We start from the raw sequence: 26,549 nt of genomic DNA on the forward strand, positions 1-26,549 counted from the left end.
ACCCTGCCATGAGCACTTAAATAGCTGTTAAATTCGATAAACCGGGGGAAATAGGACCCTAGTGTACGGGTCGGGACCACGCCCGGTGAAGAAAGTCCAAAAAGTTTTTGTGCATTACCTTCACGATATCCATCGCGCCATATCCCCGTTGGGCGAGTAGTTCGGGAATTTTTTGTAGGTCCGCTATGGTATCTACATCGGCAGGGCACTGTTCGGTGCCAAAGCCACCATCAAGATCACTTCCGATACCGACATGATCTGTATTTCCCGCAAGTTGGCAAATATGGTCCAAATGATTTACCATGTTTTTTAGGCCAACATCCATTTTTTCCGGTAGCGAAATACCGCGTTGCCAACCGGGAACCATCATCCAAGCATCCAGGGCCAAACCAATAACCGCTTTTCGTTGGATGAGTGCCTTCAACTGTTCGTCGGAAAATTGTCTGGTATGGTTCACCAGGGCCCGACAGTTGTTATGGCTGGCCCAAATGGGGCCATGGTAATTGTCCAAGGTTTCCCAAAAGCTTTCATCGCACAAGTGGGTCACGTCCAGTATAAGGTTAAATCGTTCCATTTCCTTCAAGAGCGCTTTTCCCTTTGTTCCGATACCCCCTATGGAGTGCGTGCCATATGCGTAAGTGCCAGGCCCATAATGCGCCGGCCCAATGGCTCTTAGCCCCTGTCGGTACGACTTTTCCAAATAACCAAGGTCTACAATACTATCGGCCCCCTCGAGGGTCAGAATATAACCGATGGGGTGTGCCAGCTGCGATTCCTCCCAACGGGCCAAATGGGCATCAAGGGTGCTGTTGTCGGTAATCTGGGTCAAGTGCCCTTCTTGTTCCATGGCCTTGTACCAGGCCAATTGTGCTTGGGTCTGCGCCCAAGCCTGTTGGGGCGAGTTCCAACCCGGGAGAGGGTTGTTCGGCTTGCTGTATCGTGCAATTTGTGTCGCCATGCAAAGTCCGACCTTTCCCTTGCGCATGGCTTCAAATGAAACGGTATTGTTGCCCCTGTCGGGGGTGTCGGTCATTCCTTTTTCGCTATTTCGGATAGCGCTCACCGACCATCGGAGATCTCTATTCCATTCCATGGCGTTCATGGCAAGGTCCAAATGGGCATCGAACAGCAACATATCAGATGGTAATTCGTTGGTCTCTTGCCACAACCTCCCATGTTCCGGTTTGCTCGTGGTCGGAGATGGTCCGTACTTCCTTATACTTGGCAGCGGTAGGGCAAATATGTATGGGTAGGGCATATAGGGCATCGCCTACGGCATACTCGTTTGCCTTTTGGGTTTTTACGATCAGGTGTTCCTCGCTATGGCCTACCTGTTCACTACCTTCCAGTCCCAGTAATTTTACTCTCGGAAAACCCATTTCCGGGGCGACCCATTTATGGCCAAGATCAAAACACAAAAGGTCTTTTCCGGGCTTGCTGATCACCCGAACGAGCAACACCGCGGCATGTAGGAAATGCATATCGGGAAAAAGGTCTCCATAACGTACGTCCCAAAGTAAGGTCGTACCAGGGCTCGATTCTACATGGGGGCGTTTGGAATGTATCGGAAAAGAGGGGGATCCCCCTGCCACGACATGGGGTACGGTAATGCCCTCGTTTTTAATGGTGTTGATCAAATCGGTAACCGATTCATACGCGGCATCGCAACGGGCCTTCCTGTCCGCTATGTCGCTGTCGCGTATATGACCGTCGTATACATGGATTCCACTTGCCGTGACATGGGAATGTTCTTCCATGGCACGGTAGAGCGCTACCGCCGTTTCATCGGGCGGGCAACCGGTACGGTCCATTCCATTGTTGATGTCCATATATAGGGAAATTCGGGTATGTTCGTTTTCGGCGGACGTTGCTAAAACTTTCAAATGTGAGAGATTATCGACCAAGGTTGAAAAATAGGTTTCCGGAAAGCGTTTCATCAAACTGAAAAAACGATCGATATTGGCCGCTACCGGCTGCATGGCCAGGAGTACGTCCTTAGCTCCGCAATTGCCCAAAAGTTCGGCTTCGGCCACGGTAGCACATTTAAATTTTTGAATGCCGTGGCGTTGTTGCATTTGAACGATTTCGGCCGTTTTGTGGGTTTTGATGTGCGGTCGCAATCGTGTAAATCCACCTGCCATTGAAATCATGGTGCGGATGTTCTCTTCAATGCGTTCGGGATAGACCAATAATGCTGGGGAAGGTATGGTTTCAACATTATTTACGGTATACCATTCTTGTGCTGCCATATGCGTTTGTTTTATCATTTCGGTCGGAGTTCAAAAATGGCCTCTATCTCCACCGCTACCTGTCCGGGGAGCATCATTCCTACGGCACTTCTGGCGCCAACACCTTTATCACTGCCGAAAACATCGGCCATGAGTTCGCTAAATCCGTTGATTACCAAAGGCTGGTCGCTAAACTCGGGGGTACAATTGACCATTCCGAGGCTTTTGACCAAGCGCTCGATACGGTCGATATCACCAAAATGGGTTATGATGGTAGCCAACATCGTCAGTCCTACCTGGCGGGCCGCTTGCTTTCCCTGTTGCAGGTCAAGATCGTCGCCGACCCTACCGGTATATAGGGTGCCATCGTTTAACATGGGTCCCTGGCCCGAAACATATAGGAAATTGCCGACCGTTACCACCGGTTTGTACAGTCCGGCCGGAGGCGGCGCGGGAGGTAGGGATAGTCCCAGTTCCTTAATTCTTTTTGAAGGTGTTTCCATATCGTATGTTTTATGGTCCGGCGGTTTCGCTATTACATTATGGCTTCCGTAGGCGAAGCCGTTTTGATACGCGGCATGCCGTTAACGCTAAATGAACATATCCAATGCTAGAACGCCCAAAAGCCCCATAACACCCACCGTAGTTTCCATTACGGTCCATGTTTTCAGCGTGTCCTTTACCGAAAGATTAAAATATTCCTTGTACAACCAAAACCCTCCGTCGTTTACGTGGGACAGCATTAAGCTTCCCGAGCCGATGGCCAACACCATCAATTCGGGGCTTACATCGGTACTTGCCAGGAGGGGCGCGGCGATACCGGCAGCGGTAAGTCCTGCTACGGTAGCCGAACCGACACATACCCGTATGACCGTAGCAATGGACCAAGCGAGCAACAAGGGCGAAATGGTGACGCCTTTTAGCATTTCGCCGATATAGGTGCTTACGCCACTATCGATAAGTACTTCTTTTAGGGCACCCGCACCGGCGATGATCAGCAATACCATAGTGATGCCCGATACCGCGGTCGATACGGAACGCATGACCTCCTGCATTTTTTTTCCCCGTGCCAGCCCTAAAGTGTATATGGCCACCAATACGGAGCACAACATGGCGATTACCGGATTCCCAAGCACTTCGGTAAATTGTAACATTCCATTTCCTTCCGGAAGTACGACCTTGAAAATTGCTGCTATTCCGATCAGTATTACGGGCAACAGGGCAGTGAAAATACTGATAAACGTTCCCGGCATTTCTTCTTCGGTCAGTACTTTTGGGTTCAAAAATTCCTTTAAGGGCGAAGCCTTAATATTTTTTATGGTCCGCGAAAATAATGGCCCGGCAATAACAATGGCCGGTATTGCCACAATGATTCCGTACAGCAAGGTCTTTCCAATATCGGCCTTGAACATCACCGCGATCCCGGTCGGGGCGGGGTGCGGGGGCAAATAGCCATGGGTGACCGATAGGGAGGCCAACATGGGAAGGCCGACATATATTAGGGGAAGGCCCGTGGCAGCGGCAACGGTGAATACCAACGGAACCAGTATAACGAAACCTACGGTGTAGAACATGGGTATGCCTACGATAAAGCCGGTGAGTACTACCGCCCATTGGATGTTCTTTTTACCAAAAGTTGCGACCAAACGTGTGGTGATCCGCTGGGCCGCCCCGCTATCGGCGACCAGTTTTCCCAGCATGGCCCCAAGGCCGAGAATCATAATAAGTCCGCCCAAGGTCTTACCCAGTCCGGTTTGAATGGAATCTACCACGGCAATAACGTCCATACCCTCCGCCACTCCTACAAAAAGGGACACCAGAACAAACGAAATAAAGGCGTTCAATTTAAATTGGGCGATCAGGATAAAAAGAAGAACGATACCGATAATGACGATGGCTAAGGGCATGTAGAAGCTGTTTTGGAAGGTTTATGCTACTAAGATAGTGAAATTGAAGTACGGGAAAATAACCCTTTTCCCGATATGAATTTTTTTGGACTTCCCGTTACTGTCCTGCTTTTAGGGACGTTTTTTTCGCTCGGAAATAGACATGACCATGCTTTTGGGAGCGGAAACCACCTCTATGTTTTTTGGCAAATCGGCGTCGGAAAGGGCTACGGCTCGAAGCAGCAATTTTTCGACTTCAGGTTTTGGAAAGGTCTGAAAGTCCGTAACCTTTAAATGTCGGATATGTTTCCCCTTACCTTTTAACCCAAGCGTTGAGGACGGCAATTCGGTTCCCCGGTTAAAACCAAAATTGACATGGTGCGCATACACCGCTATATGGCAGAACGCGCCTTTCAGCTGTTCCGTTTTGGAGTATGCGATGGCCACTGCATTGTAGTTGTCCCATATGAGCTCATTGGCCTGGGGGACGGTGTCGGTAATAAAAGTTCTTAGCTGTAGGGCCAACTCCCGAATACGGGGATCGTAAGGCTTTAGAAATGTATGGAGTTGCGCATTGGGTTTCATGTATTATGATTTTTAGTTGAAATGGTGTTACACATCTTTTCCTTTTTTCATCAAGTGTTTTTCGGTATTTCTTCGGGTATGCATTACCCTGGAATTTACCCATACACTGCTTTCCAACAGCAGACCGATTGCTGACCCGATACTGTAGCAAACAAGGTCGCTCCACAGAAAACCGCTTCCCAAGACGAGTTTCCCCATTCTGGTTTCCCGCATGGCTTGAATTTGTTCCCCTTGATACAATGAAGTGATTTAAACTGTTTTTTTTACCTGCCCCCGAGGCGTCGGGGTCGCATTTTGCACCCTGACTTTGCCATTTTTGAATACCGTAGCTATGGCTATGTTACTAAAAAATGACTTCATCAGGTCGCAAAAGCCTTCATTTTCGGTTCCAAACAAAAAGTTTAAACCACTTCAATTGACCGAATTCAATACCAAAACAGATGGCCAAACTAATTACGGCCACTTTTAAAGGTGTTGCCCGTATTGCGCAAAAACCGACTAAGAAGTACATCATTAATGCATAAAGCACATCACCGATGTAAGGATAAAGCAACGCGGGGACGTAGGGCGTACGGGATAAAAGCCCGGCCCCAATGGTCAATACGACCAAGAGGCCATAGTAGGGACGTTTCCGATGATAGCCGTCCAAAAGATTAAAAGTGTTCGGCCTTTTTGGCATCGATGCTAAACTTTCTGAAATATAGGATGTTGGTGGTGTCTTTCCGTTCTGCGGCGATCCATTCGTCCATCTCTTCTTTGGTATATTGGCTTTTATGGCAGCGTAGCGATGTAAAGGCCTTTTCCTCGTCCTCGGCACGGAACCGAACGGCGGTGTTCATGTATTCCGCCCGTGTATATCCCAGGCCCCAATCTTGGGGAAATTTTTTGGTCTGTTCTTTTAGCCAACCAAAATGGTACAAGTCTATTTCCGTCGCCCATCCTTCTCGGAGTAATATTTCTTTGGTCAGTAGCCCCACCATCCTATGATCGGGATGCCCGGTATCCCCATCGGGGCCAAAGGTGATAATGGTAGTAGGTCTAAGAAGCGCTATTTTCTCTTTGATCGCCGTTTTGAGTTGTGCCACCTCTTCGTAAAAATTATGATGCCCATTAAGGCCAAGGCCGTCCTTTGCTCCCAAAAAATGGGGCGGACGTATCCCCAATGCCGCACAAGCGCATTCCGTTTCGGCCTTTCGTACCGCGATCAGGGAATCTCCGGCCGGTATTCCGGCATGGTCGGTCACCCCATATCTGCCGTCGGTGGCCAAAACCAGATGAACGTTGCTACTGTCCGCATATTTTGCCAATAAGGGACTTACGATCGTTTCATCGTCCGGATGCGCAAAAATGGCCATAATGGTTTTTGGAGGGGCATTCTTGATTGTAGGCTTCAGTTCGTTCACAGGTGCGTTGCCTTGCTGGCAAGCACCAAAGAATAGCAGTAAGGCGCTAACAAGGACCGATCGCCCTTGGCTTAAGGACGCCCATTTTTGCATTTGGGCGGTAGAGAGGATGCTCATGGGTTTACGGCGTTTTTTAATATGGTGCTATTCGTTATAGGGAATGTTCTCTAGCACGTGGTCGATCGTTTTTAAACGTGCTTTCCATTTGTCATTGGCATCTATAATGAGCCAAGGGGCATGGGCGCTATTGGTACGCTCGAACATTTTGGTCTTGTATCGGCTGTAGTCGTCCCATAGTTCTTGTGCCCGCTCATCCACAGCGGTCATTTTCCAGCGCTTTAGCGGGTTCTTTTTAATTTCCCTAAACCGTTTTGCCTGCTCTTCCTTGTTGATGGAAAAATAAAATTTGATCAAGTGGGTATCCGATTCGATGAGCATTTTTTCGAAATCGTTTACATGCGACATAAAAATTTCATATTCGCGCTCCGTACAAAATTGATTCACCGGCTCTACTACGGCACGATTGTACCAACTTCGATCAAAAAGAACGATTTCCCCAGGTTTGGGCAACTGGTTGATGTACCGCTGAAAAAACCATTGCTTGCGTTCGTCATCCGAAGGTACGTCCAAAGCCACGATTCTAAAATGTCTTGGGTTGATGTATTCCGTAAGCCTGCGAATGGCACCGCCCTTTCCCGCGGCGTCACGACCTTCAAAAAGGATCACTACCTTTTTATCGTTGTCGATCACCCAGTTTTGTAGCGTAATCAACGCCTCTTGCTTTTTTTTCAGCGTAGTAAGGTATGTTGCCTCCCGTAATGCGTTCTGGAGGTTTACCTTTTTATTTTTTAAAAGCGCATGAAGTCCTACTTTGGAATTGAGCAGTTGTACTTCCGCTTCTGTCAATTTTTTTATCGGCATGGCTTAAGTGTCTATTTGGATAACGCTCCTGTGGTAGCGCATAATAATGTTCGGGTCGGGCAGTAGGGCAATATCCGAAGCCCCTTTTCCTTCATAGTCGAACTGCGATAGTACATATCGCATGCTTTCTAACCGGGCCTTTTTTTTGTTATTGGCCTTTACAATGGTCCAAGGACTAAAATTGGAGTGCGTTTTGCTGAACATTTCCTCCTTGTAATGGGTGTAATCGTCCCAAAGCTCCTGTCCTTTCTTATCGACGGGACTGAACTTCCATTCTTTTAAGGGATTGTTCAAGCGCGCTTCGAAGCGTTTGTGCTGTTCGGACTTGGATATGGAAAACCAAAACTTGATGATCTTCAGGTTGTCCTCGTAAAGCAAGTGTTCAAACTCGGGAACTTGGGCGATAAAACGAGCGTACTGTTCCTTGGTACAAAAGCCCATAACCGGCTCTACCACAGCCCTATTGTACCAACTGCGATCAAAAAAAACGATCTCACCGGGATTGGGCAACATTTTGATGTACCTTCTAAAATACCATTGTCCTTTTTCTACCGCCGTTGGCTTACTAAGTGCGACAACTCTTGAAGATCGGGGGTTCAGATGTTCCTTGAACCGTTTAATGGCCCCGCCCTTTCCTGCGGCGTCCCTTCCCTCAAAAAGGATGACCACACGCATTTTATGCCGGGCGATATGTTTTTGGAGGTTTACAAATTCCGATTGCAGTAGGGAGAGCTCCGTTTCGTACCTGATTTTTTTTAGGGTCTTCCCCACGGCCCCATCGTCCTCATTGGCCAAGGCTAGAAGCGCTTTGCGGGTTTTGGCTTTTTCCAGATCATTTCCATCAAAGGTCATACGTAGTCGGTTTATCTCTTTTTGGTGCCCCGTGCTTTCGAACCGAACCGATTTTTACATCGGTAAGCGAAAAACGAACAGGCGTTGGTGCAGGCTTATCTGCCCTTGTACCTTATACCATTTTAACTTTGAAATAGCACTAATAAATCGTTTCTTTTTCAGCTGTTCTTCGTTAAAAAATAGAACCGTAGCTAAGGCTATGCTTCCATTTTTTGCCTCGAACAACTAAAAAATAATTCAATTTCCATACGCGCGATTTCAAAGTTAAAATGGTATTAATTTTTTGGGGAACTGGTTCGGGCTTGGCGTATTTTGCATAAAAATGCCCTATGTCACGGGTGGTTTTCGGGTTTTGTAGTCCCGTTTTGCATTTACTCTGCCAACTCCGTAATCTTTTTTTCGTACAGTTTCTTGCTTTCCACAACGGCCACGTTCAACTCCTTCATAATGCCTTCTACCCGGCCTTCGATACTTTTCATTTCATTGTTGATGTTATCAAAGCTGTTTAGGGCCGCCGCGACTTCCAACGCCTTGACCACTTCAACGGCATCGCCGTGTAACAGGCGTAACTTTTCGATGGCCTTGGAAGTATTGGCCAAGGTGCCGTTATACTTGGTACGCGCTTTTTCAATAGCACCCAAAAGGGTTTTTTTACTGTTTTCGTCGCTCAAACTATTGGTCTGGGTCTCCATCGCGGTAAAAAGGTTCGCGGCCTTGGTCTTCAGGTCTTCATATTCCTTGTTCAAACGTTCTACCCGTTTGTTTACTTTTTCCCAATCACCATATACTTTGGCAAATTCCTTGTCCTCGTTCTTGGTTTCTTCCAACGCGGTCTTTAGGGCACCTAGCGATGCCAATCCTTTGCCTACGTTTTTGTTGGCGGTTTCTTTGCGTTTTTCAAAGGTCGCTACTTGGGATTTAAATTGTTCCTTTAGCCGGATGAGGTCTTCCGGGCTTTTGTCTTTCCAACAGGAGACCAGGAAAAGCGAAAAAAAGAATACTAAAAAAGCGTTTTTGTTCATAAGGTCGGTGTTCGGATTTGCAGGTTAAATATACAATTTCTCTTTTGGAGTTGCCCGCTTCAGGGTGCCACTATTCCTCAAGGCGATACGCACTGAGCTTTTGTGGGCCTTCCAACACGGAACGGGCTACTTTAAGGGTGCCATCTTCCGAAGTTATAATGTTCCATTTGATCAACGCTATGGCACCGTTCTCGATTTCGATTCCGGTAATGCTCCTGGGATGCACACAGCTGCCATCGTTGAACAATGGGATGTCGCCCGGTTCGGGAAATCGGGGGCGGTGGGTGTGCCCCACGATGGTAATCAACAGCTTTTTGCCCAAGATCCATTTTTTGATGCGCCGTTCTACCTTTATCAGTTCCTTGTAGTTTTTGGCGGGGCTTGTGGGGTCCGCTATTCCCCAAACCTGTAAGGGTTTCCAGAGTACCCGTACCAAAAAACGTCCCCAACGCCAAAAAGTGTAATTCCACCAATCCGCTTGATGGCCGTGTGCCAAAAAAAGTTCCTGGCCGGTTGTAACATGTTTGAGTACCACGCCTTCTTGATACTCGATACCTGAAAGCAACGGTTTTTCCCGACCTTCTACGGGGTCAAAAAAACTCCAGAGGTTCTTTTTTACGTATTCCCGGTCTTTGTATACCATATCGTGGTTGCCCCAGATGAGGTGCAACCGTTCCTGCAGGTGAAACTTTTGAAGTAGTTTAAAAACGTTTTTATGTGCCTTAAAAATAGATTCAAAATGAAGGTTTTCCCAAAGTTCGTCTCCGTCGCCCAATTCGCAATAATGAAAGCCTTCGTTAAAGTAATGTTTGAGGGCATGAAAGTAAATATTGCGGTTGTTCGCAAAATCATCGGCAAAACTGTTGTCCCCACGGTGGCAATCGCTAAAAAGGATGAACTTGGAGTTGTCGTCAAAAGGCACCGTTTTGGCATGTTCGTAAGCTCTGGAGAGGCGCTTTTTTGAGGACATAGGAATACGATGCGTTATAAACTATTGGAAAGAAAGGTATGTTGGTTACAAGTGGCTTTTAATCGGGTGACTTTGGCCGATTTTATGGTAGTTCAATGATTTTTTTGATGCCGAACAAAGCACTTTTCCTTTCTTTGGGTAAATATGCGAAAAAAGCCAAAGATGGCATAAGGTTTCCTTTAACAAAATTTGGGGAGATGTTTTGTAACTTTATCCCTTCAAAGACGTCTAATACTTTGGAATGACTACAGATCAACAACGGGACAGCCCATTACTACAATGTATCAGTTTCAACAAGCTGTTGGAGCAATATGATGTTATGGCCCAAAGTGACGATGTGTTTTTGGCCAAAAAGGCAAAACGCATTCTGAAGGCCCAGGAGCCCTATCCGGAACTTCGGGAAGGGTTTACCGATACGGCCCTGTTGAAAAAACATGAAGATGTCATTCGGATTATCCTACAGGATACGTTTTCCGAAGTACTGACCCATAATGAAATAAAAACAGCTTCCCTAGCTTTTGACGATACGGTATTTAATTCGTCCAAACGCTTTCAAAAAATTTTAAGGGACGCCGGAGGTGAGGCCTTTAAACCGCAATTGCGAAGCTTATCGGACCATATGTATTACGTGTTGGCGTCTACGGTTGTCCTAAGCTTGTATTATGATTGCCCCGTCGATTTTAAAAAACCGATGTTCTATGATATACCGGATAGCAAAGGGGTTATGCGGCATTATCGCATTTTATATAACGCCGATTTTATAGAAATTCTGCCGACGGATAAGGCAAAAGAACTTTCTAGCGCGGAAATCGACAGCTTGTTGGAAAACTATAACGACCTTGACCTTTGGAAGGAGAAAATTCCTCCGGGTAGTTTTATATCAAAAGGGTTTGTTATCTCCAACATGTTCGATGTTACCCTGGAACATTCGATTTCGGAAATAAAGTCCGGTTTGATCGCCAATGACAAACGGGGTGACACCAACTTTATGGAGGAGTTGGATCAAACCTTCCGGTCTTTTTTCAACATCAAGGATATTTCGTCCGGTTTTGCCACCTACAATCCAAAGGAAAAACGGTTTGAACGGGTGCATGGGCATGGTATTGAAAGCGTATTGCTCAGTAACGAGGAATCGGCCAGTTGCGAAACGGTGCTCTGTTCCAGTTCGTACAGTAACCTGTTGGACGACAATATCTATTTTGCCGTTTCGGACGTGGACAAGTATTACAAGCTGTCCGGGGGAAAGGCACCTTATAAAAACCTTAAAGAAGCCGGATACCAGAGCGCTATTTTTGCGCCGATAGCCAACAATGGGGAACTGTTGGGTGTTTTAGAACTAGGTTCTCCGAACAGGAACGAACTGAATAGTGTTAACGCTAACAAGCTGGAAGACATTATGCCGTTTATCGTAACGGCGGTACTACGGTCGAAAGCGGAAGAAGAAAACCTGATCGATGCGGTAATCCAAAACGAATGTACCTCTGTGCATTCCTCGGTATATTGGCGCTTTCAGGAAGAGGCAAAGAATTTTATAAAGGACAGCCTTCAAGGCCTACAACCCTCATTTAAGGAAGTAGTGTTCAAGGATGTAAATCCCTTATACGGACAAATCGATATCAAGGACTCCTCCCACGCAAGAAACTTGGCCATACAGCGCGATTTAATGATCCAGCTATCCGAGATCAATACGGTACTGGCCTTGGCCTTGGATAAAACAAAGCTTCCCATCTATGACGAACTGATCTTCAGGGTGCAAAACCATGTAGATGCGGTAAAACATACCTTGCATACCAATAGTGAACAGGCCATCTTTAATTTTGTTACCGAGGAGATCAACCCCGTGTTCGGGCACTTAAAAAAATTGGATGCGGACTTGTACCATGCGGTGCAGACCTATGAAGCGAAAATCAGTTCGGAAACACTCAGTTATTACGACCATCGTCGAAATTATGATGAAAGCGTAATGACCATCAATAAAAAGCTGGCTTCTTTGATCGATAAAAAACAGGAAGCGGCACAGGAAATGTTCCCACATTTTTTTGAACGATATAAAACCGATGGTATCGAGCATAATATGTATATCGGGGAAAGTATCGCCGAGGGTGTCGATTATGATCCGTTGTACCTGAACAATCTACGGTTATGGCAATTACAGGTGATGTGCGAGATGGAGAACACCCATTATGCCCTGAAACCTTTATTGCCCGTACCTTTGGACGTTGCCTCGCTCATTTTGGTGTACAATACCTCGCTCTCCATTCGCTTTCGAATGGACGAAAAGCGTTTCGATGTCGATGGAACCTACAACGCGCGCTATGAAATTATAAAGAAACGGATCGATAAGTCCTACGTTAAGGGCACCAACGAGCGGCTTACGCAAACCGGTAAAATGGTTATCGTGTATTCCCAAAAGAGCGATGAGATCGAATACCTACGGTACATCAAGTTCCTGAAATCAAAAGGATATTTTACCGGAAAGGTCGAAATCGTGGAGTTGGAAGGGCTGCAAGGAGTGGCGGGACTTAAAGCGATTCGGGCGGAAATTTTATACAAAAAGGATAAAGAGTCCGAGCGCACCTACACCTACGACGATCTTATGGAGGAACTAAAAGTGTGAGCTTTATCGCACTGGCCCATAAAAGTGGAACGCTACCGCAAAAGCGATTACCGATATAATGATGCCCATCATAAAAATGGTATAGGTAAGGCGGAGGATATTGTACTTCCGGTTCAACACCAGTCCCAAAAAGTAAAGGTCTTTGGTAAGGCTGGTATAAATATAATCCTTGTCCCTGACCAATTCCTGAATGGCCCACTCATAGTCGGGCAAGCTCATTTTATGAAAGTTTCCGAAAAATAGCAGGTTTACCTTTTTATTGCTGACATCTTCCTTATTAAATGTACCGCTAGTGACGTTAGGACGTGTGGCCAGAACGGCCAAAATCATCGATATGACGCTAAAAACAACAAAAATTACCGTAGGGTAGATCAAATAGCCGTTGGACGGGTTATCCAGTTTGGGAATCAGGTTCGATAGTACCACCGAAATAATAATGGCATTTACGGATAACAGAATGTTTGCCTTAGTATCGGCAATGTCACTAAGTGTCAAATGGTTTTTTAAGGTAACCCTGAACAGGGTTTGAATGCCCCTGTCCGGACTTTCGCTTTTGTATTTCGCCTTTAGTTTTTCTTTTTTGGCGATCTCTTTTTCGCTTTTGCGGTCCTTTTTAAGTTTTTTTAAATTCTTTTCCTTTCTGGGTTGCCAATGTTCCTTGGCATAGTCGGTATAGAACTGGTGTTCCGCCTCGAACATTTGAATGTTGGCGTTCCGCCAGGAACTTGTGCTGAAATCGGCAATTTTTAATAAGGAAAGTTCTTCTCTTAACTGCTCCGATGTTTGCGCATAGGTATCATTGCCAAAATGTGATGCGTCGGCGTCCCTGATGATCTGTTCCGCCAAATTTTTTGGTTCGTAATACCGTTTGGTGGCCATGATCAGCTCACTTACTTTCTCCATGCTTTCCGCCGGATATCCTTCCTTTGCCAAAAATGCGCTAGCAATTGAACAACTTTCGGCTTCATGGTTTTCCGGCCCTTTGGTATACCCTGTATCATGCAGCCAAGCGGCCAATAAAATAGATTCCTCTTCTTTAGCATCCAGTTTGTAAAAATCCAGTAATTCTTTAGTATTTTTAACAACCCTTTGCGTATGACGAAGGTTGTGGTAGCGGAATTTTGGGTCTAATTGATGTGTAAGGAGGTCGGTGGCAAAAAGTTTGGTTTTTTCAACAATGTTCGACATAAATTATTGGCGCTAAGGATAGCTGAAAATACAAAATTCTATACTTAGGACCCTGAATATGAAAAAATATTGTGTAATAATCGCAACGGTACTTTTCTTGACCGGTTGTGCTACCTACAAATCCAAATATAAAACGGAGCGGAAAACGGTAGCGGATTCCTCGAAAAAAACGGTGGCCCATACCTATTACTTAATAGGGGACGCCGGTAAGTCGCCTATCGGGGGAATGAATCCAGTGCTCGAAGCGTTCCGATCGGAACTGGGAAACGCCAAAGCGAACAGTACCGCTATTTTTTTGGGCGATAACATTTATCCGGCAGGCCTTCCCTCAAAAAAAGATTCTACGATAGCGTACCGTATCGCGAAAAGCCACTTGAACGCCCAGCTGAATACTTTGGAGAACTTTAAGGGGCGCCCTTTGTTCATTCCCGGTAACCATGATTGGTACAATGAAGGTTTAAAAGGCTTGGAACGGCAGGAGAATTACATCAAGAAAAAACTCGCTCAGAAAAACCCTTTTTTACCGGAAAATGGATGTCCCTTGGAAGTCGTGAAGGTCAGCGACGAAACGGTAATGATCGTTATCGATAGCGAATGGTACCTGGCCGACTGGAACAGGCATCCGACTATGAACGATAAATGTGCGATAAAGAGCCGAACCGTTTTTTGGGAGGCGGTAGAGGGCGCCATTAAAAAGAATATTGGGAAAACGACGATTATTGCCACCCACCATCCCATGTTTACCTATGGCCCGCACGGGGGGCAGTTTTCCGTTAAAAAACAATTGTATCCCAGCAGTAGCAAGATTCCGCTTCCCATTTTGGGGTCATTTGTAAACCTATTGCGTAAAACCTCGGGAGCCTCGCCGGAAGATGTACAGAACAAACGGTACCGAGAGTTTAAAAACCGCTTGGTCACCCTTGCACAATACTCCGATAAGGTCATCTTTACATCGGGCCACGAGCATACCTTGCAATATATCGTCGAAAACAATACCCCGCAGATCGTAAGTGGTTCCGGTGCTAAAAAAGGAATAACGCGACTGCTGGGCGGGAGCCAATTTTCAACGGGAAACCGCGGGTACGCCGTGTTGGACGTATATGCCGACGGGTCTTCCAAAGTAGACTATTTTGGTGTTTCCGATACGGCGGAGAAAAGCCTTTTGTTCCAGACCGATGTATTACCGCCAGATCGTTTTTTTAACGAAAACCAATACGATACCATTTTTCCGCCAACGGTTAAGGCATCCGTATACACGCCCGAGGAAATCGATAAAAGTAGTTTTTTCAAGACCTTATGGGGCGAACGTTATCGCAAGTATTACGGTACCGAGGTTACCGCCCCTACGGTACGATTGGATACGCTTTTCGGCGGACTGGTTCCGGTTCGCAAAGGAGGGGGGCACCAGTCCAAGTCATTGCGGTTGCGCGATAAGGACGGTCGGGAGTACGTGATGCGGGCATTGCGAAAACAGTCCGAGCTCTACCTGCAGTCCATGGTGTTTCAAGACCAATACATTATCAAGGATCTGGAAGATACCTACCTACAGGAATTTATGGAGGATTTTTATACCGGTGGGCACCCCTACGCACCCTTTACCATAGGGCCCTTGGCCGATGCTATCGATATCTATCATACCAACCCGGTACTTTACTATGTGCCCAAACAACCGGCACTGGAAGATTTTAACCTTCTTTTTGGCGATGAACTATACATGATCGAAGAACATACGGGGGACAAGCACGGAGACCAAAAGTCCTTTGGCTTTTCCGATAAACTTATCGGTACCGATGATATGCTCAAAGACCTTCGGGACGATGAGCGGTATTCCGTAGATGTGGAAACCTATATCCGCGCACGGCTTTTTGATATGGTGCTGGGCGATTGGGACCGGCACGTGGATCAGTGGCGTTGGGCGCGGTTCAAGACGAAGGGTAGCGATAAGGTAGTGTATAAGCCTGTACCCCGAGATCGTGACATGGCCTACTCCATTATGGGCGACGGACTTTTCATGGGCCTGGCCACACGGTTCGTTCCGCCACTTCGGCTTATGGAAGGGTTTGATGACCATATTAGAAATGTAAAGGGATTTAACGCCTCCCCAAAAACCTATGTGCTCGATAATGCATTGCTTTCCGAAACCACTAGGGAACAATGGTTGGAGCAGGCCAAAGCCATCAAATCAAATTTGACGCCGGAAGCTATTGACAAGGGACTTGAAGCCTTTCCCGAAGAAATCAGGGGGAAAACGGTATCGGAAATCAAACGGATGTTATTGTCCAGGGCCCAGGACATTGAGGAGACCGCAGAAACCTATTTTCGGATTTTGAACAAGTATGGCGTGGTGACCGGAACGGATAAGGACGATTGGTTCGAAATAGAGTATTTGAGTCCTACCCAAACACAGGTAAAAGCCTATCGAACCATTGATGGGGAAAAGAAAAAGAAATTTTTTGATAAAGTGTTCCATGCCGATGTAACCAAGGAAATATGGATCTATGGTTTGGACGATGAAGATCGTTTTGAGGTAAAGGGAACCCGTCGGAGCAAAATAAAAGTACGTTTGGTCGGTGGTCAGAACAACGATATTTATGAAGTGGGCGAGGGTGCCAAAACCTTGGTGTACGACTATAGGTCAAAAAAGAACACCTTTAAAGATGTGAGCAGGGCAAAGGTGAAGCGCACCGACGATTATGTGCTGAACACTTACCAGCCTTTGGCCTTACGGGCGAGTACCAATCAAATGCTACCCATTATCGGGTTTAATCCGGACGATGGGCTTAAAATTGGGGCAACCAACACCTACACCTATAATGGGTTTTCGCAAAATCCCTTTACCCAACAACACCAGTTCGATGGGGCGTTGTATTTTGCTACCGCCGGGTTCGAACTGGGATATAAAGGGGAGTTCGCCAATATTTTAGGAAAGGCCAACCTCGAACTTGCCGCTAGGTTTACCAGTCCCAACTTCTCCGTCAACTTTTTTGGTTTTGGAAACGAAACCGGCAACGTTGACGATGATTTGGGCTTGAATTTTAATAGGGTAAAGATCCAGAGCCTATCCTTTTCTCCGGCTTTGGTATGGAGAGGGGCGTTAGGGGCAAAATTTAGAACGGGCGTATCCTACGAGTCCATCGATGTAGAAGAAACGGCAGATCGTTTTATCAATACCTTTTATCAGGAAAACGGTGCGGAGACCCAGAACGATTTCTTTGGCGCTGCGGCCGAGTACTCGTATGAGAACAGGGATAACATTGCCTTCCCGACCATGGGGATGGCCACTTCGTTATTGGTCGGGTACAAAAGTAACCTTACGCAGTCAGGTAACACTTTTGGTTATGTAAACCCATCGTTGTCCATAGACCATCGGTTGTCGGGCAATGGACGGTTGGTATTGGCCGCGAAATGGAAGGCACACTTTAATATCGGGAACGGATATGAATTTTACCAAGCGGCCAGCATTGGCGGTACCGACGGCCTAAGGGGATTCCGGAACCAGCGCTTTACCGGAAAAACGGCCTACTACCAAAATACCGATCTGCGCTACAGTCTTGGCCGTTTGAACACGGGAATCCTACCTACCGCCTATGGTATCTATAGCGGTTTTGATTACGGTAGGGTGTGGCAGCCGAACGATGATTCGGGGCGATGGCAAACGTCCTACGGAGGCGGTTTTTTTCTGAACGCCGCAAATGTTGCCTCCATACGGGCCGCCTTGTTTAGGAGTGACGACGGTCTACGCTTCGCATTCGGACTTGGTTTTGGATTTTAATTTTAATATGCCCGGTCCTATGTATAGCGCAACAATGTTTTCCAAAATACCTATATTTTTTTCTGGTCGCACTGCTTCCTCTGATAGGGTTAAAAAAACAATTCAATACGGGTTCGGTGTATGAGAAGGTGGTTTTACTTTAAAAAGACTTTTTTTATCGGCTGCTTTTTGTTGTTTCCCGGTTTGTTTTGGGGACAGTTGTCCGATTTGGCCAGAATCGAATATACCAATCTTCCTTCCTTATCATCCGAACTTGAATTTGTCCGCACTCGGGCATTGTTCAACTACCCGATCCAGCTGGACGGTAAGGGAAGTTATTTGCTCCTTGGTCTCGATTATAGCAATATCAACCTCATTTTGGGCGATGAAGAACGCCCTTTTGACAAGGAACAGATCGATGGGTTTCAAATTTTTGATTTTAACATCGGCTACACGACCAAAATAAATGAGGATTGGCGTTTTGGCGCACGTATCGTTCCAGGATTTAGTAGTAATCTCTCGGCAAAAAAAATAGGATTCGATGATGCGGTGCTGTCGGGAGACTTGGTCTTTATAAAGGACAAAAAAGCAGATGAAACCATCGAAAAACCGTTCCGCCTAATTGTAGGGTTATCATACGGTGGCAACAGGGGGTTCCCGTATCCGCTACCGTTTATAAGTTACTACAGAAAAATTCATCCGAAGTGGTCCTATAATTTGGGCGTACCGAGGACCAATTTACAATACCACCTTTCCGAACGGCAGCGTTTAAAGGCCAATTTGCAATTGGATGGATTTACGGCCAACATCCAAGACGGGTTGCCATTGCTTTCCGGACAAAATGCCGAGAGCATTAATATGTCCCTGGTTTTGGCGGGACTCCAGTACGAGTTTCATTTTAGCGAACATCTGGAATTTTTTCTGCGTTCTTCCTATATTATTTCGAGGAACCTCCAACTTCGCGACGGTGATAAGGACAATATTCTTTTATTGGACGACTCCCATGGCCTATCCTTGCGTACCGGGCTCCGTTTTAAAATTTGAGTCCGAAAACCGGTATTCCATTGCGACAGATAGGTGTTTAATCAAGGGAGTAGGAGTATAGGTTTCTCCCGGTTTTGGAACGTTCTTCATCGGAAATAAGCAGGGTGTTTTCATTTAGGAAACAAATGGCCTCCAATTGTGAGGTTGCCTTTAGATCGATGGTCTTTAAGGTACCTTTGGAGAAATCGTCGCCCGTAAAATCGGTGAATACCCATAGCTTTCCGCTGCTCAATAGCACAATGGTTTTGCCGTCATCGGATATGGTCGCTGCGGTTACGCGGCATTGCGCTTCGGAATCGCAGGTTTTAAAGGCTCCTACGAATTCAGCTTTGTGATTGCCTTTGCGTGCGGGAATCTTATAAATTCTTGCCATTCCCGTAAAAGGGGAGCTTCGGTTTTTGGTAATGATATACAGAAAACCTTTTCTATAAAAAAGGGCCTCCGCATCGAATTGGGGCTTTTTTGCTTTGGGTGGGAATTTTTTTTGATCGGGGTACCGAAAACGAATTTTTTTGGCATCTATTTTATCGCCTTTCTCGATCTCGGGATTGGGAACCTTGTACACTACGAGGTTTTTACGGTCACTGTCGTTGTTGCCGAAGTCGCCGATATACACGTTTCCCTCATCGTCTTTTGTCAGGTCCTCCCAATCGGTGTTTTTAGCATTTTTTACTTCCAATTCGTTCCGAATATCCCCTTCAAAATCTACTTGGTACAATTTGTCCGAGTTCCCGCCGTCCTGTATGAACCACACGGTACTGTCTTTCATATGGATGATACCCGAGTTCTCGTCCAGTTTTTTGGGAAGTTTGGTGACAAAAGTCAGCTGGCCGTAGTTGGTACAGCTGGAACAAACGGTCAAGATGAGCACAGGGAGAAGCGATTTTTTCGTCATATGGTAAAGTATGGAAACGCGGAACAACGGCAAAGTTAGCGGTTTTTTCAATTAGCAATTAACAATGACCAATAAGCAATCAGCAGTTAACAATAAACAGTCGCAGTTGGAAGTAATTAGTAATTAGTGGTGAGTGGAAAGTGGTTAGTGGTATTTTTCTAGTTTTGAGTTTGAACTTGACACTTGCACTTGAACTTTTTTTTCTTTCAGCGCAGCGGTCTTTTTTTAATTAACAATGATCAATTAACAATGATCAATTAGCAATTAACAATATGTGATTGGTGAAAAGTGGTTTGTGGGTATTTTTCTTATTTTGAATTTGAATTTGAATTTGAATTTGAATTTGAGTTTGAACTTGACACTTGCATTTGAACTTTTTCGGTCTTTTTTCCTTACGCGTGGCGGTCATTTTTCAATTACCGGTCCATAGTACGTTTTATTGCCGAACAAGCCGTGATTTTAATTTTGTGTATGGCGAAATTTCGTTCCCTGCAAGTTTTGTGCAGTGGATCCACCGATCTTTACAAGTGTGTTGCTGATGGAGCCCCAGATATTTTTATTCGCCGCCCGTATCATCCAGAGGGGTAGGAAAATAAAAAGATTCTTTAAAGTTTTTTTGGTAGAAACGCTACTAGCAGTAGCGGCCCGGGAACAGGTTTTTTCCCATTATTGGAAAATAAAATTTAACAGTACAAAAAAAAATCTTTCCCGGTCGGTAGGTTTTTTAATCGAGAAAATACGTCGATAATCTTTTTTAATCGATGCTTTAGGTCATATATCCATAGTTTTACAGGGTTTAAAGGAAATTACCTACAAAAGCCCTTACAGTCGGCCCGGCGGTAAGGGGGAATTATTTTAAATCGCGTTTTGTAAGAAATCAATATCATCTTTTTCCATAATTATGAAAGAAAATTTATCAGTTCGCCAGTCAAAAAAGGCCGTTTTCGGTACAATCCTTTTACTTCTGATTACGGGGTTTTTATATCGGGCAGTCGCGCAATGCGACAGTTCCGATTTAACTACTGAATATCGCATCGATGGACAATGGTTGAGCGGGGAAAGTGGAATTTCCGTGGATTCCGGCGCAAACCTCATGTTAAGCGGATTGCCTAACAGTGTTCCGGTAACCATCACCACTCCCAGCGGTACGGTACGAAACGACAACTACGGGTTTACGGCCTCGGCAAACAATATGGGGCGTTATACCATAACCTCCGATGCCGGGTGTTCGGTAACCTTGGATATTTCGCTCTCCAATAGTGCCGATACCCAAGCTCCCACGGCGCCTTCCGGACTCGCGGCCAATAATATTAGCTCGAATGCCATAGGTCTCAGCTGGTCGGCATCTTCCGATAACGTAGGGGTTACCGGGTATCGGTTGCTCACCAATGGAGGGAACCCTGTAAGCCTGGGAAATGTCACCAATTATCAAGTTAGCGGCCTTGCCCCCAATACCGTCTACACCTTTGCCATAAGCGCCGTGGACGCCGCGGGGAATGTCAGTGGCAATAGCAATAGCGTAACGCTTTCGACGGCGGCGAATACCACAAGTAGTACGAATTTGGCGTTAAACAGGCCGGCAACACAGTCGAGCACCTATAGTTCTGCTACATTGGGCAGGGCCTCGAACGCGGTCGATGGCAATACGGACGGAGTCCGTAATAATGGTTCGACCACCCATACCGATGATGACGAGCCCCAAAAGTGGTGGCGGGTCGACCTTGGGGAGGCTTTTAATATTTCCGAAATAAAAATATTCAACCGCACCGACTGTTGCGGTTCCCGTTTGAACGGCGCAAAGGTGTACGTTGGTACTGCCGACAGTACCGATCCCGCGGACTATACCGATTTGGGGATCACCCTGGACGGTAGCGACGAACAACCGTTTTCCGGACTTACCGTAAACGGTCGCTACGTTATGGTGCACCTGGTCAGCGGTACGGGTAGTTTTCTTTCCCTGGCCGAAGTTGAGGTGTATGGTGGCACGGGTGGCGGAACGGGTCCCGTAGGGAGTTCCCCTTGGACCACCGGGGCCAACGGGATCGATTTTAATGCGGCGGGCACGGCAACGGGCAATGTCGGCATCGGTACCGGTGCACAGACGAACTACCGTTTGGCGGTCGACGGCACCATTCATGCGCGCGAGGTAGTGGTGGACAACGATAGCTGGCCCGATTACGTATTCGGGCAACATTACCATTTGCCAAGCCTTAAAGAAGTACGGGAACATATCGATGCCCATGGCCACTTGATGAACGTGCCTTCCGAAGCCGAGGTAAGGGCCAATGGGGTGCACTTGGGGGAAATGAACAAAATATTGCTCGAAAAAATCGAGGAACTCACGCTTTATATGTTGGAGCAGGACGCGTTGCAAAAACAGTTGGAAGAAGAACTCCGTTTGCTGGAAAGCCGACAATAAAAATTTGAAAGGATGAAAAAGCTATCGACAATTTTTTTTCTACTAATAGGCATCGGCCTATCTGCCCAAGAATACTGGACGGCCAACGGGGAATCCATATCCTATGTTTCCGACAATGTTGGCATTGGCACAAGCGCCCAACCGGATTACCGTTTGGCGGTCGGGGGAATCGTCCGCGCCAGGGAAGCGCACCTGAACAGCGATAATTGGCCCGACTTTGTTTTTAGGCCCGAGTACCAACTTCCTTCCCTGGAAGATGTGGCCCTACATATTCAACGGAACGGGCATTTGCCGGATATCCCATCCGCGGCCGAAGTAGCGGAGCAGGGCGTGCCCTTGGAGGAAATGAACCGCTTGTTGCTTCAAAAGGTAGAAGAGCTTACCCGATATATTTTGATACATGATCAAAAGCGCCGACAGATCCAAGATCGTATCGCGTTAGTAAAGGCGAAAATGAAAGGAGCGGCAGCGCAAGAATAAGGCCGTGAAATTCGTGTTAATTGAAATTTTTAAGTCCATTAATAATATAGAAATGGGTTTAGTAATGAAAATGGTGTTCTTGAACTTGTTTAACGTATTGATTAATTCCGGAAGTACGACACTTTAGGGAGTTTAATGAAGATGCCAAATAAAAAAATAGCATTATGAAATTACCGGTATTGTTTTTAATTGCGCTTACCTTAGGTTTTGTACCTCCTTCCAACGTCGCCACTTTGGGGGCGGAACCTCGCGAAACTGGCAAACACCTAAAGTTTGATGCGGTCATTACGGTTTTGGAGTATACAGAAGGTGCTACGCCTACAATTCATTATAAGGTACATCCGTATGGCGGGTCTGGCAACTATGCATTCAAATGGAGGGTGTATGGGCAATCGTTTGACCAAGAGAGCGGCGATACGTTCTGGTTGGAGTATCCTTGCCCAACGGATACTGAGAAATATATTTCCAAGGTTTTTTGCGAGGTTACCGACTTGCAGACCGATTTAAAGTTTGAGACCCGGCTTTATCATCATGTGATTCCTTGTTATTAATCTATTGTAACTATGAAAAAAACGATATTTTTTATTGGTTCCCTACTGGTTTGTACATTAGGTGTTTCCCAAACAACGCCAAATTCGAACGTAAGTGCGTTTTATTTTAAGGAACACACGCCAAAAACACCGGAAGTATCTTCTTTGGGTACTTATGGTGAATTTCAGGCGAGTCCTTATAATGGGAAAGCCAACATCAGTATTCCCCTACATACGCTGGTTTTTGATGGTAAAGAAATACCGATATCCCTCAGTTATAACTCCCTCGGAATTCGGGTATCACAGGATGCGGGTTGGGTAGGGCTTAACTGGAACCTTTCTACATCTTTCGCCATCAGCAGGACCATTTATGGAGGGGACGATTTTGACAATACTCCTGCTAGGGATGTATGGCCGGACAGAACATCCATTCAGGTTCCCCAAAGCGGTTACCTGTATAACTTTTTTGAACTTCCCCCTCCAGCCACGGGGTCATCTACCCCAAGCGTACCTATTGATGATCTGTATAGGGTATTCGGTAGTTTCAATCAGACTTCTCAAGTAGAGGCTTCGGCCGAAGTGGACACCCAACCCGACATTTTCGAGGCCAACGTTTTTGGGGCTACCTATAAATTCCGTTTAAATAAAAAGGGGGCTTCAAACATCATAACTACGGAAATTTTCAATAACAATAACGTTGTGATAACCCTAAATTTGGCCAGTATGACGTTCACCATTGTGGACGACCAAGGTTTTACCTATACCTTTTCGTCCAAGGAAAAGAGCACAACTTTCGCTCCTGTCAACGGAGATCAAGGTTTCGGTAGCAGTAAAGGTCCGGGTACTTATCCCGGTTTTTTGGTAGAGATCAGGGGAGATAAGAATAAGGAGGACGAAGAGGTGGTTACCGGCTGGTTTTTGGATAGCGTGGTCTCCCCCAACGGAAACGTACTTAACTTTTCCTATACCGATGGGCTTTCTTTTACCTTTCCCGCCCCGCAACAACGGGATAGTAATGCAGGTTTGATCGTAAACGAGTACCGGAACAACTTGATCAATAAAGAACCTATAGGGTTTACTTCGGTGCTCCAACATCAATATCTTTCTCAGATTTCAGGCGATTTTGGTAGTATCGATTTTGAGTTGGGAGCTCGTGAAGACCTTAGTACGTTGGCATTTATAAAAGACTTTACAGGGTACCCCAACACTTCAGAATTTGAGATAGGACCCCTGCAGATAAAAGACATGATCATTAATTACGACGACCCCGATAGAAGTAAAAAACTGAACGCTATGGTCGTGCGGGATTTTCTGGGAAACCCGGTAAAAACCGTGACCTTCAATACAGGTTATTTTAACGATGATAAGTTGGAAGACCCTTTAAAAGAACGGTTTCTAAGGTTGAAATTGGAAGGGGTGGATGTCAACGAAAGATCCTACACCTTCGATTATTTGGATAGTAACGAACTGCCACCAAAAGATTCAAGAAGTATCGATTTTTGGGGATTTTATAACGGCGTACCAAATACGAATATCGTACCTACCATTGGCAGGTTTGTGTCTACCAAATTCGCGGATAAATTAGTTACCGGTCAATATTTTCTACAGATGAACGGTGGAATACGAAAAAGTGATTTTGATTTTGGTAAAAAAGGGTTGTTGAATAGAGTGACTTATCCGACCCAAGGATACACTGAAATTAGCTATGAACCCCATGATGTAGTGTTGCCCGTTGTGCAGCCTTTTACCGTAACGGAGGAGATTAACATCAACGGAACTACCAAAATGCGTTGGACCGATATGGTCGATGAAAGCCGATACGGGTTTACCTACCAATATTTAAAATATGCCAACGACCCTTCTTACAATTACTTTAACCTCCCTCCACCGGTACAGGGCGATGCCATTGAAACCAGTTTGGGAATGGGAACGGTTTTTACCATTGATTTTCCTTCACGGGTAAATATCAACGGAACGGTCCGTTATATTACAGGAGAAATTAATCCCTCGTACACAGGGAACTTTTACGCTATCGAAAATACATTGACAGGGGCAATGACTCCGCTGATAGACTATAGCGAATGTCCCAATTTTGGAGACCCCCCAAGGTATATAGAAAAGGATGCTTTAATAGGTCCGGGTACGTACAGGGTGATGAAAACGCGACCTTCGGGAGCTCCTCTTAATGACCTAAACCCTGAAAACATAACACTTTATACCTATGAAAACGAGAACTCTGATCCGACCGACTTTTTCGAGCGTTTCGAGATCGGAGGTGCACGGGTACAACAAATTGTAAATAGGGATTCTGATGGGAAGTATCTTACCGGAACGGCCTATTCCTATGACTTTCTGGAAGGGATCAACGGCCTAAAGTCTTCAGGCATATTGATGGACGATCTGATCTTTTTCTCTTCTGCAAACGGGTACCATTCCCATAATCCCCATTCCTATTCGCAGCAGGGGGTGTCCTTTACCAGTACCAATGAGTTGGGCAATACCCAGAGCGCGCAGGGGTCGCATATTGGGTATTCCTTTGTGCAGGAACGAAAAGTAGATTCGATAGGGAACAGTCTTGGTAGAAGGGACATGGTGTTCCAAAACCGCAAGAACCAGTATTTTACGGAAAGTTGGTCCGATAAACCGTTTACCTATGCATCGACGACCAGTTTTGAATACGATGTTCAAATTCGAAATGCGATTGTTTTGGGCCTCCCGCCCCGTTCCAATTCGCAGGGCACCAACGGCCTGTTGGACTTTGAGTATGTTTATGACGAAAATGATGAATTGGTTCTTGAAAAGAGAAATTTTTACCGAGCGTATCGCGGCAGTTCGGATGTATCGTTCTTTGCAAAATTTATGACTACCAATGAGGTCGACCTCAATTTTATACCCCGGTTCAACCAGTACTTTTACCATAAACTACCAGAGGACTTTTTTGATCAATACTTGCTTTCTAGTACCGAAACCAAAGAATTTTTAGAGGGGGAAACAACAAAAACGGAAACGGAATATGTCTATAACCCCATCACCCATTACAATGAAGTTACCACCACCATTCTCAATGAAAGGGAAGCGCTAAGCAATTTTGTCTTCTACCCCTATGATGATGAAGTGGCCCAACAGAACGGTATAGTGTCTTTACTTGACGAAAACAAGCTTTCTACTATAGTACGGGAGGAACGCTACCGAGATGCCGCCCCTCTAACCACTGTTGCGTACGGGTACGGCAACAGCGCCGATCAAACTGCGGGAAACACATTGCTCACCGAAGTACGGACCGCCAAGGGAGAAGGCGATCTAATTTTGCAAAGTGTGGTACAAAAATATGATGCCAAGGGAAACATGCTACAGTACAAAAAGGCAGATGGTCCTCAGCAACGAATGCTGTGGGGCTATAACGACCAGTACCCTATTGCCAAAATCGAGAATATGGGTCAGGAAAACATCCTTGCCCTGGAAAGCCAGCTACGGGACCTATCCGAAGCGGACAATGACCACTGTAGTCAGGGTAGCTGTGCCGAACAACAGTTGCGGAATGCCCAGCAAACATTACGGGAAGCGTTACCCGATGCCATGGTGACCACCTATACCTACGATCCCTTGATCGGCATCACCAGCATGACCGACCCACGGGGCTACACCATATATTACCAATATGACGAACAGAATAGGTTAAAGGCCGTAAGGGACGCCGATGGCAACCTGTTGAACGACTATGAATATGCCTATAAAAACCCGATCATAGAATAAGGTCT

General features: G+C 46.0%; 21 protein-coding genes. 7 read left to right on the forward strand and 14 right to left on the reverse strand.

The features are described 5' to 3' along the window. Positions 1-58 precede the first annotated feature (58 nt). The 12 genes from ACRD7P_RS03775 to ACRD7P_RS03830 all read right to left on the reverse strand — a co-directional run bounded on the left by ACRD7P_RS03775 (position 59) and on the right by ACRD7P_RS03830 (position 9,867). Entirely contained in the window at positions 59-1,135 is a 1,077-nt protein-coding gene (locus tag ACRD7P_RS03775; RefSeq protein WP_430906187.1) for a dipeptidase, read from the reverse strand. Between the two features lies 1 nt (position 1,136). Beyond that, on the reverse strand, positions 1,137-2,249 hold the full coding sequence (locus ACRD7P_RS03780; RefSeq protein WP_430906161.1) for a D-TA family PLP-dependent enzyme: 1,113 nt from the start codon (positions 2,247-2,249) through the stop codon (positions 1,137-1,139). A gap of 14 nt (positions 2,250-2,263) precedes the next feature. Beyond that, a complete protein-coding gene (locus tag ACRD7P_RS03785) occupies positions 2,264-2,731 on the reverse strand; it encodes a RidA family protein (RefSeq protein ID WP_430906162.1) in 468 nt (155 codons plus the stop codon). An 87-nt stretch (positions 2,732-2,818) separates the two neighbouring features. Next, the gene (locus ACRD7P_RS03790; protein ID WP_430906163.1) at positions 2,819-4,135 is read right to left on the reverse strand and encodes a gluconate:H+ symporter; all 1,317 of its coding nucleotides are present in this window, start codon (positions 4,133-4,135) and stop codon (positions 2,819-2,821) included. Positions 4,136-4,246: 111 nt separating this feature from the next. Continuing rightward, entirely contained in the window at positions 4,247-4,699 is a 453-nt protein-coding gene (locus tag ACRD7P_RS03795) for a hypothetical protein (protein WP_430906164.1), read from the reverse strand. 27 nt (positions 4,700-4,726) lie between these two features. Continuing rightward, positions 4,727-4,939 (reverse strand): DUF2809 domain-containing protein, encoded by a 213-nt coding sequence (locus tag ACRD7P_RS03800; RefSeq protein ID WP_430906165.1) that lies wholly within the window; start codon positions 4,937-4,939, stop codon positions 4,727-4,729. 136 nt (positions 4,940-5,075) lie between these two features. Further along, the gene (locus ACRD7P_RS03805) at positions 5,076-5,378 is read right to left on the reverse strand and encodes a DUF2809 domain-containing protein (RefSeq protein WP_430906166.1); all 303 of its coding nucleotides are present in this window, start codon (positions 5,376-5,378) and stop codon (positions 5,076-5,078) included. Further along, the gene (locus ACRD7P_RS03810) at positions 5,353-6,219 is read right to left on the reverse strand and encodes a PIG-L deacetylase family protein (RefSeq protein WP_430906167.1); all 867 of its coding nucleotides are present in this window, start codon (positions 6,217-6,219) and stop codon (positions 5,353-5,355) included. The genes ACRD7P_RS03805 and ACRD7P_RS03810 overlap by 26 nt, the downstream gene beginning before the upstream one ends. A gap of 27 nt (positions 6,220-6,246) precedes the next feature. Then, positions 6,247-7,023, reverse strand: coding sequence for a polyphosphate kinase 2 (ppk2, locus tag ACRD7P_RS03815; RefSeq protein ID WP_430906168.1), 777 nt, complete (start codon positions 7,021-7,023; stop codon positions 6,247-6,249). A gap of 3 nt (positions 7,024-7,026) precedes the next feature. Further along, entirely contained in the window at positions 7,027-7,875 is an 849-nt protein-coding gene (ppk2, locus tag ACRD7P_RS03820; protein ID WP_430906169.1) for a polyphosphate kinase 2, read from the reverse strand. Between the two features lie 371 nt (positions 7,876-8,246). Then, positions 8,247-8,897: a hypothetical protein gene (locus ACRD7P_RS03825; protein WP_430906170.1), complete on the reverse strand. Its 651-nt coding sequence runs from the start codon at positions 8,895-8,897 to the stop codon at positions 8,247-8,249. A gap of 70 nt (positions 8,898-8,967) precedes the next feature. Then, a complete protein-coding gene (locus tag ACRD7P_RS03830) occupies positions 8,968-9,867 on the reverse strand; it encodes a serine/threonine protein phosphatase (RefSeq protein ID WP_430906171.1) in 900 nt (299 codons plus the stop codon). A gap of 241 nt (positions 9,868-10,108) precedes the next feature. Here ACRD7P_RS03830 and ACRD7P_RS03835 point away from each other — a divergent pair, with 241 nt between their 5' ends. Further along, entirely contained in the window at positions 10,109-12,484 is a 2,376-nt protein-coding gene (locus tag ACRD7P_RS03835) for a GAF domain-containing protein (RefSeq protein ID WP_430906172.1), read from the forward strand. A gap of 3 nt (positions 12,485-12,487) precedes the next feature. On the opposite strand, the gene ACRD7P_RS03840 is transcribed toward ACRD7P_RS03835, so the two are convergent. Continuing rightward, on the reverse strand, positions 12,488-13,672 hold the full coding sequence (locus tag ACRD7P_RS03840) for a Pycsar system effector family protein (protein ID WP_430906173.1): 1,185 nt from the start codon (positions 13,670-13,672) through the stop codon (positions 12,488-12,490). A gap of 58 nt (positions 13,673-13,730) precedes the next feature. On the opposite strand from ACRD7P_RS03840, the gene ACRD7P_RS03845 reads away from it, so the two are divergent. Continuing rightward, positions 13,731-17,444, forward strand: coding sequence for a ShlB/FhaC/HecB family hemolysin secretion/activation protein (locus ACRD7P_RS03845; RefSeq protein WP_430906174.1), 3,714 nt, complete (start codon positions 13,731-13,733; stop codon positions 17,442-17,444). A gap of 120 nt (positions 17,445-17,564) precedes the next feature. Then, positions 17,565-18,467: a DUF6268 family outer membrane beta-barrel protein gene (locus tag ACRD7P_RS03850; protein ID WP_430906175.1), complete on the forward strand. Its 903-nt coding sequence runs from the start codon at positions 17,565-17,567 to the stop codon at positions 18,465-18,467. A 37-nt stretch (positions 18,468-18,504) separates the two neighbouring features. Here ACRD7P_RS03850 and ACRD7P_RS03855 read toward each other — a convergent pair whose 3' ends face one another. After that, a complete protein-coding gene (locus tag ACRD7P_RS03855; protein WP_430906176.1) occupies positions 18,505-19,362 on the reverse strand; it encodes a hypothetical protein in 858 nt (285 codons plus the stop codon). Between the two features lie 901 nt (positions 19,363-20,263). Here ACRD7P_RS03855 and ACRD7P_RS03860 point away from each other — a divergent pair. The 4 genes from ACRD7P_RS03860 (at position 20,264) to ACRD7P_RS03875 (ending at position 26,544) form a co-directional block, all read left to right on the forward strand. Then, the gene (locus ACRD7P_RS03860) at positions 20,264-21,781 is read left to right on the forward strand and encodes a discoidin domain-containing protein (protein ID WP_430906177.1); all 1,518 of its coding nucleotides are present in this window, start codon (positions 20,264-20,266) and stop codon (positions 21,779-21,781) included. A gap of 12 nt (positions 21,782-21,793) precedes the next feature. Continuing rightward, positions 21,794-22,261, forward strand: coding sequence for a hypothetical protein (locus ACRD7P_RS03865; RefSeq protein ID WP_430906178.1), 468 nt, complete (start codon positions 21,794-21,796; stop codon positions 22,259-22,261). 164 nt (positions 22,262-22,425) lie between these two features. Beyond that, positions 22,426-22,812: a hypothetical protein gene (locus tag ACRD7P_RS03870; protein ID WP_430906179.1), complete on the forward strand. Its 387-nt coding sequence runs from the start codon at positions 22,426-22,428 to the stop codon at positions 22,810-22,812. Positions 22,813-22,824: 12 nt separating this feature from the next. Then, positions 22,825-26,544, forward strand: coding sequence for a hypothetical protein (locus tag ACRD7P_RS03875; RefSeq protein WP_430906180.1), 3,720 nt, complete (start codon positions 22,825-22,827; stop codon positions 26,542-26,544). The last annotated feature ends 5 nt before the right edge of the window (positions 26,545-26,549 follow it).

The sequence above is a fragment of the Maribacter sp. 2-571 genome, from assembly GCF_050589625.1.
In the GTDB taxonomy this organism is placed as follows: Bacteria; Bacteroidota; Bacteroidia; order Flavobacteriales; family Flavobacteriaceae; genus Pelagihabitans.

Excerpts from the sequence above, each read along its gene's own strand:
- ACRD7P_RS03775 (WP_430906187.1), bottom strand. The coding sequence starts at position 1,135 with ATGTTGCTGTTCGATGCCCATTTGGACCTTGCCATGAACGCCATGGAA.
- ACRD7P_RS03780 (WP_430906161.1), bottom strand. The coding sequence starts at position 2,249 with ATGGCAGCACAAGAATGGTATACCGTAAATAATGTTGAAACCATACCT.
- ACRD7P_RS03785 (WP_430906162.1), bottom strand. The coding sequence starts at position 2,731 with ATGGAAACACCTTCAAAAAGAATTAAGGAACTGGGACTATCCCTACCT.
- ACRD7P_RS03790 (WP_430906163.1), bottom strand. The coding sequence starts at position 4,135 with ATGCCCTTAGCCATCGTCATTATCGGTATCGTTCTTCTTTTTATCCTG.
- ACRD7P_RS03795 (WP_430906164.1), bottom strand. The coding sequence starts at position 4,699 with ATGAAACCCAATGCGCAACTCCATACATTTCTAAAGCCTTACGATCCC.
- ACRD7P_RS03805 (WP_430906166.1), bottom strand. The coding sequence starts at position 5,378 with ATGCCAAAAAGGCCGAACACTTTTAATCTTTTGGACGGCTATCATCGG.
- ACRD7P_RS03810 (WP_430906167.1), bottom strand. The coding sequence starts at position 6,219 with ATGAGCATCCTCTCTACCGCCCAAATGCAAAAATGGGCGTCCTTAAGC.
- ppk2 (WP_430906168.1), bottom strand. The coding sequence starts at position 7,023 with ATGCCGATAAAAAAATTGACAGAAGCGGAAGTACAACTGCTCAATTCC.
- ppk2 (WP_430906169.1), bottom strand. The coding sequence starts at position 7,875 with ATGACCTTTGATGGAAATGATCTGGAAAAAGCCAAAACCCGCAAAGCG.
- ACRD7P_RS03825 (WP_430906170.1), bottom strand. The coding sequence starts at position 8,897 with ATGAACAAAAACGCTTTTTTAGTATTCTTTTTTTCGCTTTTCCTGGTC.
- ACRD7P_RS03830 (WP_430906171.1), bottom strand. The coding sequence starts at position 9,867 with ATGTCCTCAAAAAAGCGCCTCTCCAGAGCTTACGAACATGCCAAAACG.
- ACRD7P_RS03835 (WP_430906172.1), top strand. The coding sequence starts at position 10,109 with ATGACTACAGATCAACAACGGGACAGCCCATTACTACAATGTATCAGT.
- ACRD7P_RS03840 (WP_430906173.1), bottom strand. The coding sequence starts at position 13,672 with ATGTCGAACATTGTTGAAAAAACCAAACTTTTTGCCACCGACCTCCTT.
- ACRD7P_RS03845 (WP_430906174.1), top strand. The coding sequence starts at position 13,731 with ATGAAAAAATATTGTGTAATAATCGCAACGGTACTTTTCTTGACCGGT.
- ACRD7P_RS03850 (WP_430906175.1), top strand. The coding sequence starts at position 17,565 with ATGAGAAGGTGGTTTTACTTTAAAAAGACTTTTTTTATCGGCTGCTTT.
- ACRD7P_RS03855 (WP_430906176.1), bottom strand. The coding sequence starts at position 19,362 with ATGACGAAAAAATCGCTTCTCCCTGTGCTCATCTTGACCGTTTGTTCC.
- ACRD7P_RS03860 (WP_430906177.1), top strand. The coding sequence starts at position 20,264 with ATGAAAGAAAATTTATCAGTTCGCCAGTCAAAAAAGGCCGTTTTCGGT.
- ACRD7P_RS03865 (WP_430906178.1), top strand. The coding sequence starts at position 21,794 with ATGAAAAAGCTATCGACAATTTTTTTTCTACTAATAGGCATCGGCCTA.
- ACRD7P_RS03870 (WP_430906179.1), top strand. The coding sequence starts at position 22,426 with ATGAAATTACCGGTATTGTTTTTAATTGCGCTTACCTTAGGTTTTGTA.
- ACRD7P_RS03875 (WP_430906180.1), top strand. The coding sequence starts at position 22,825 with ATGAAAAAAACGATATTTTTTATTGGTTCCCTACTGGTTTGTACATTA.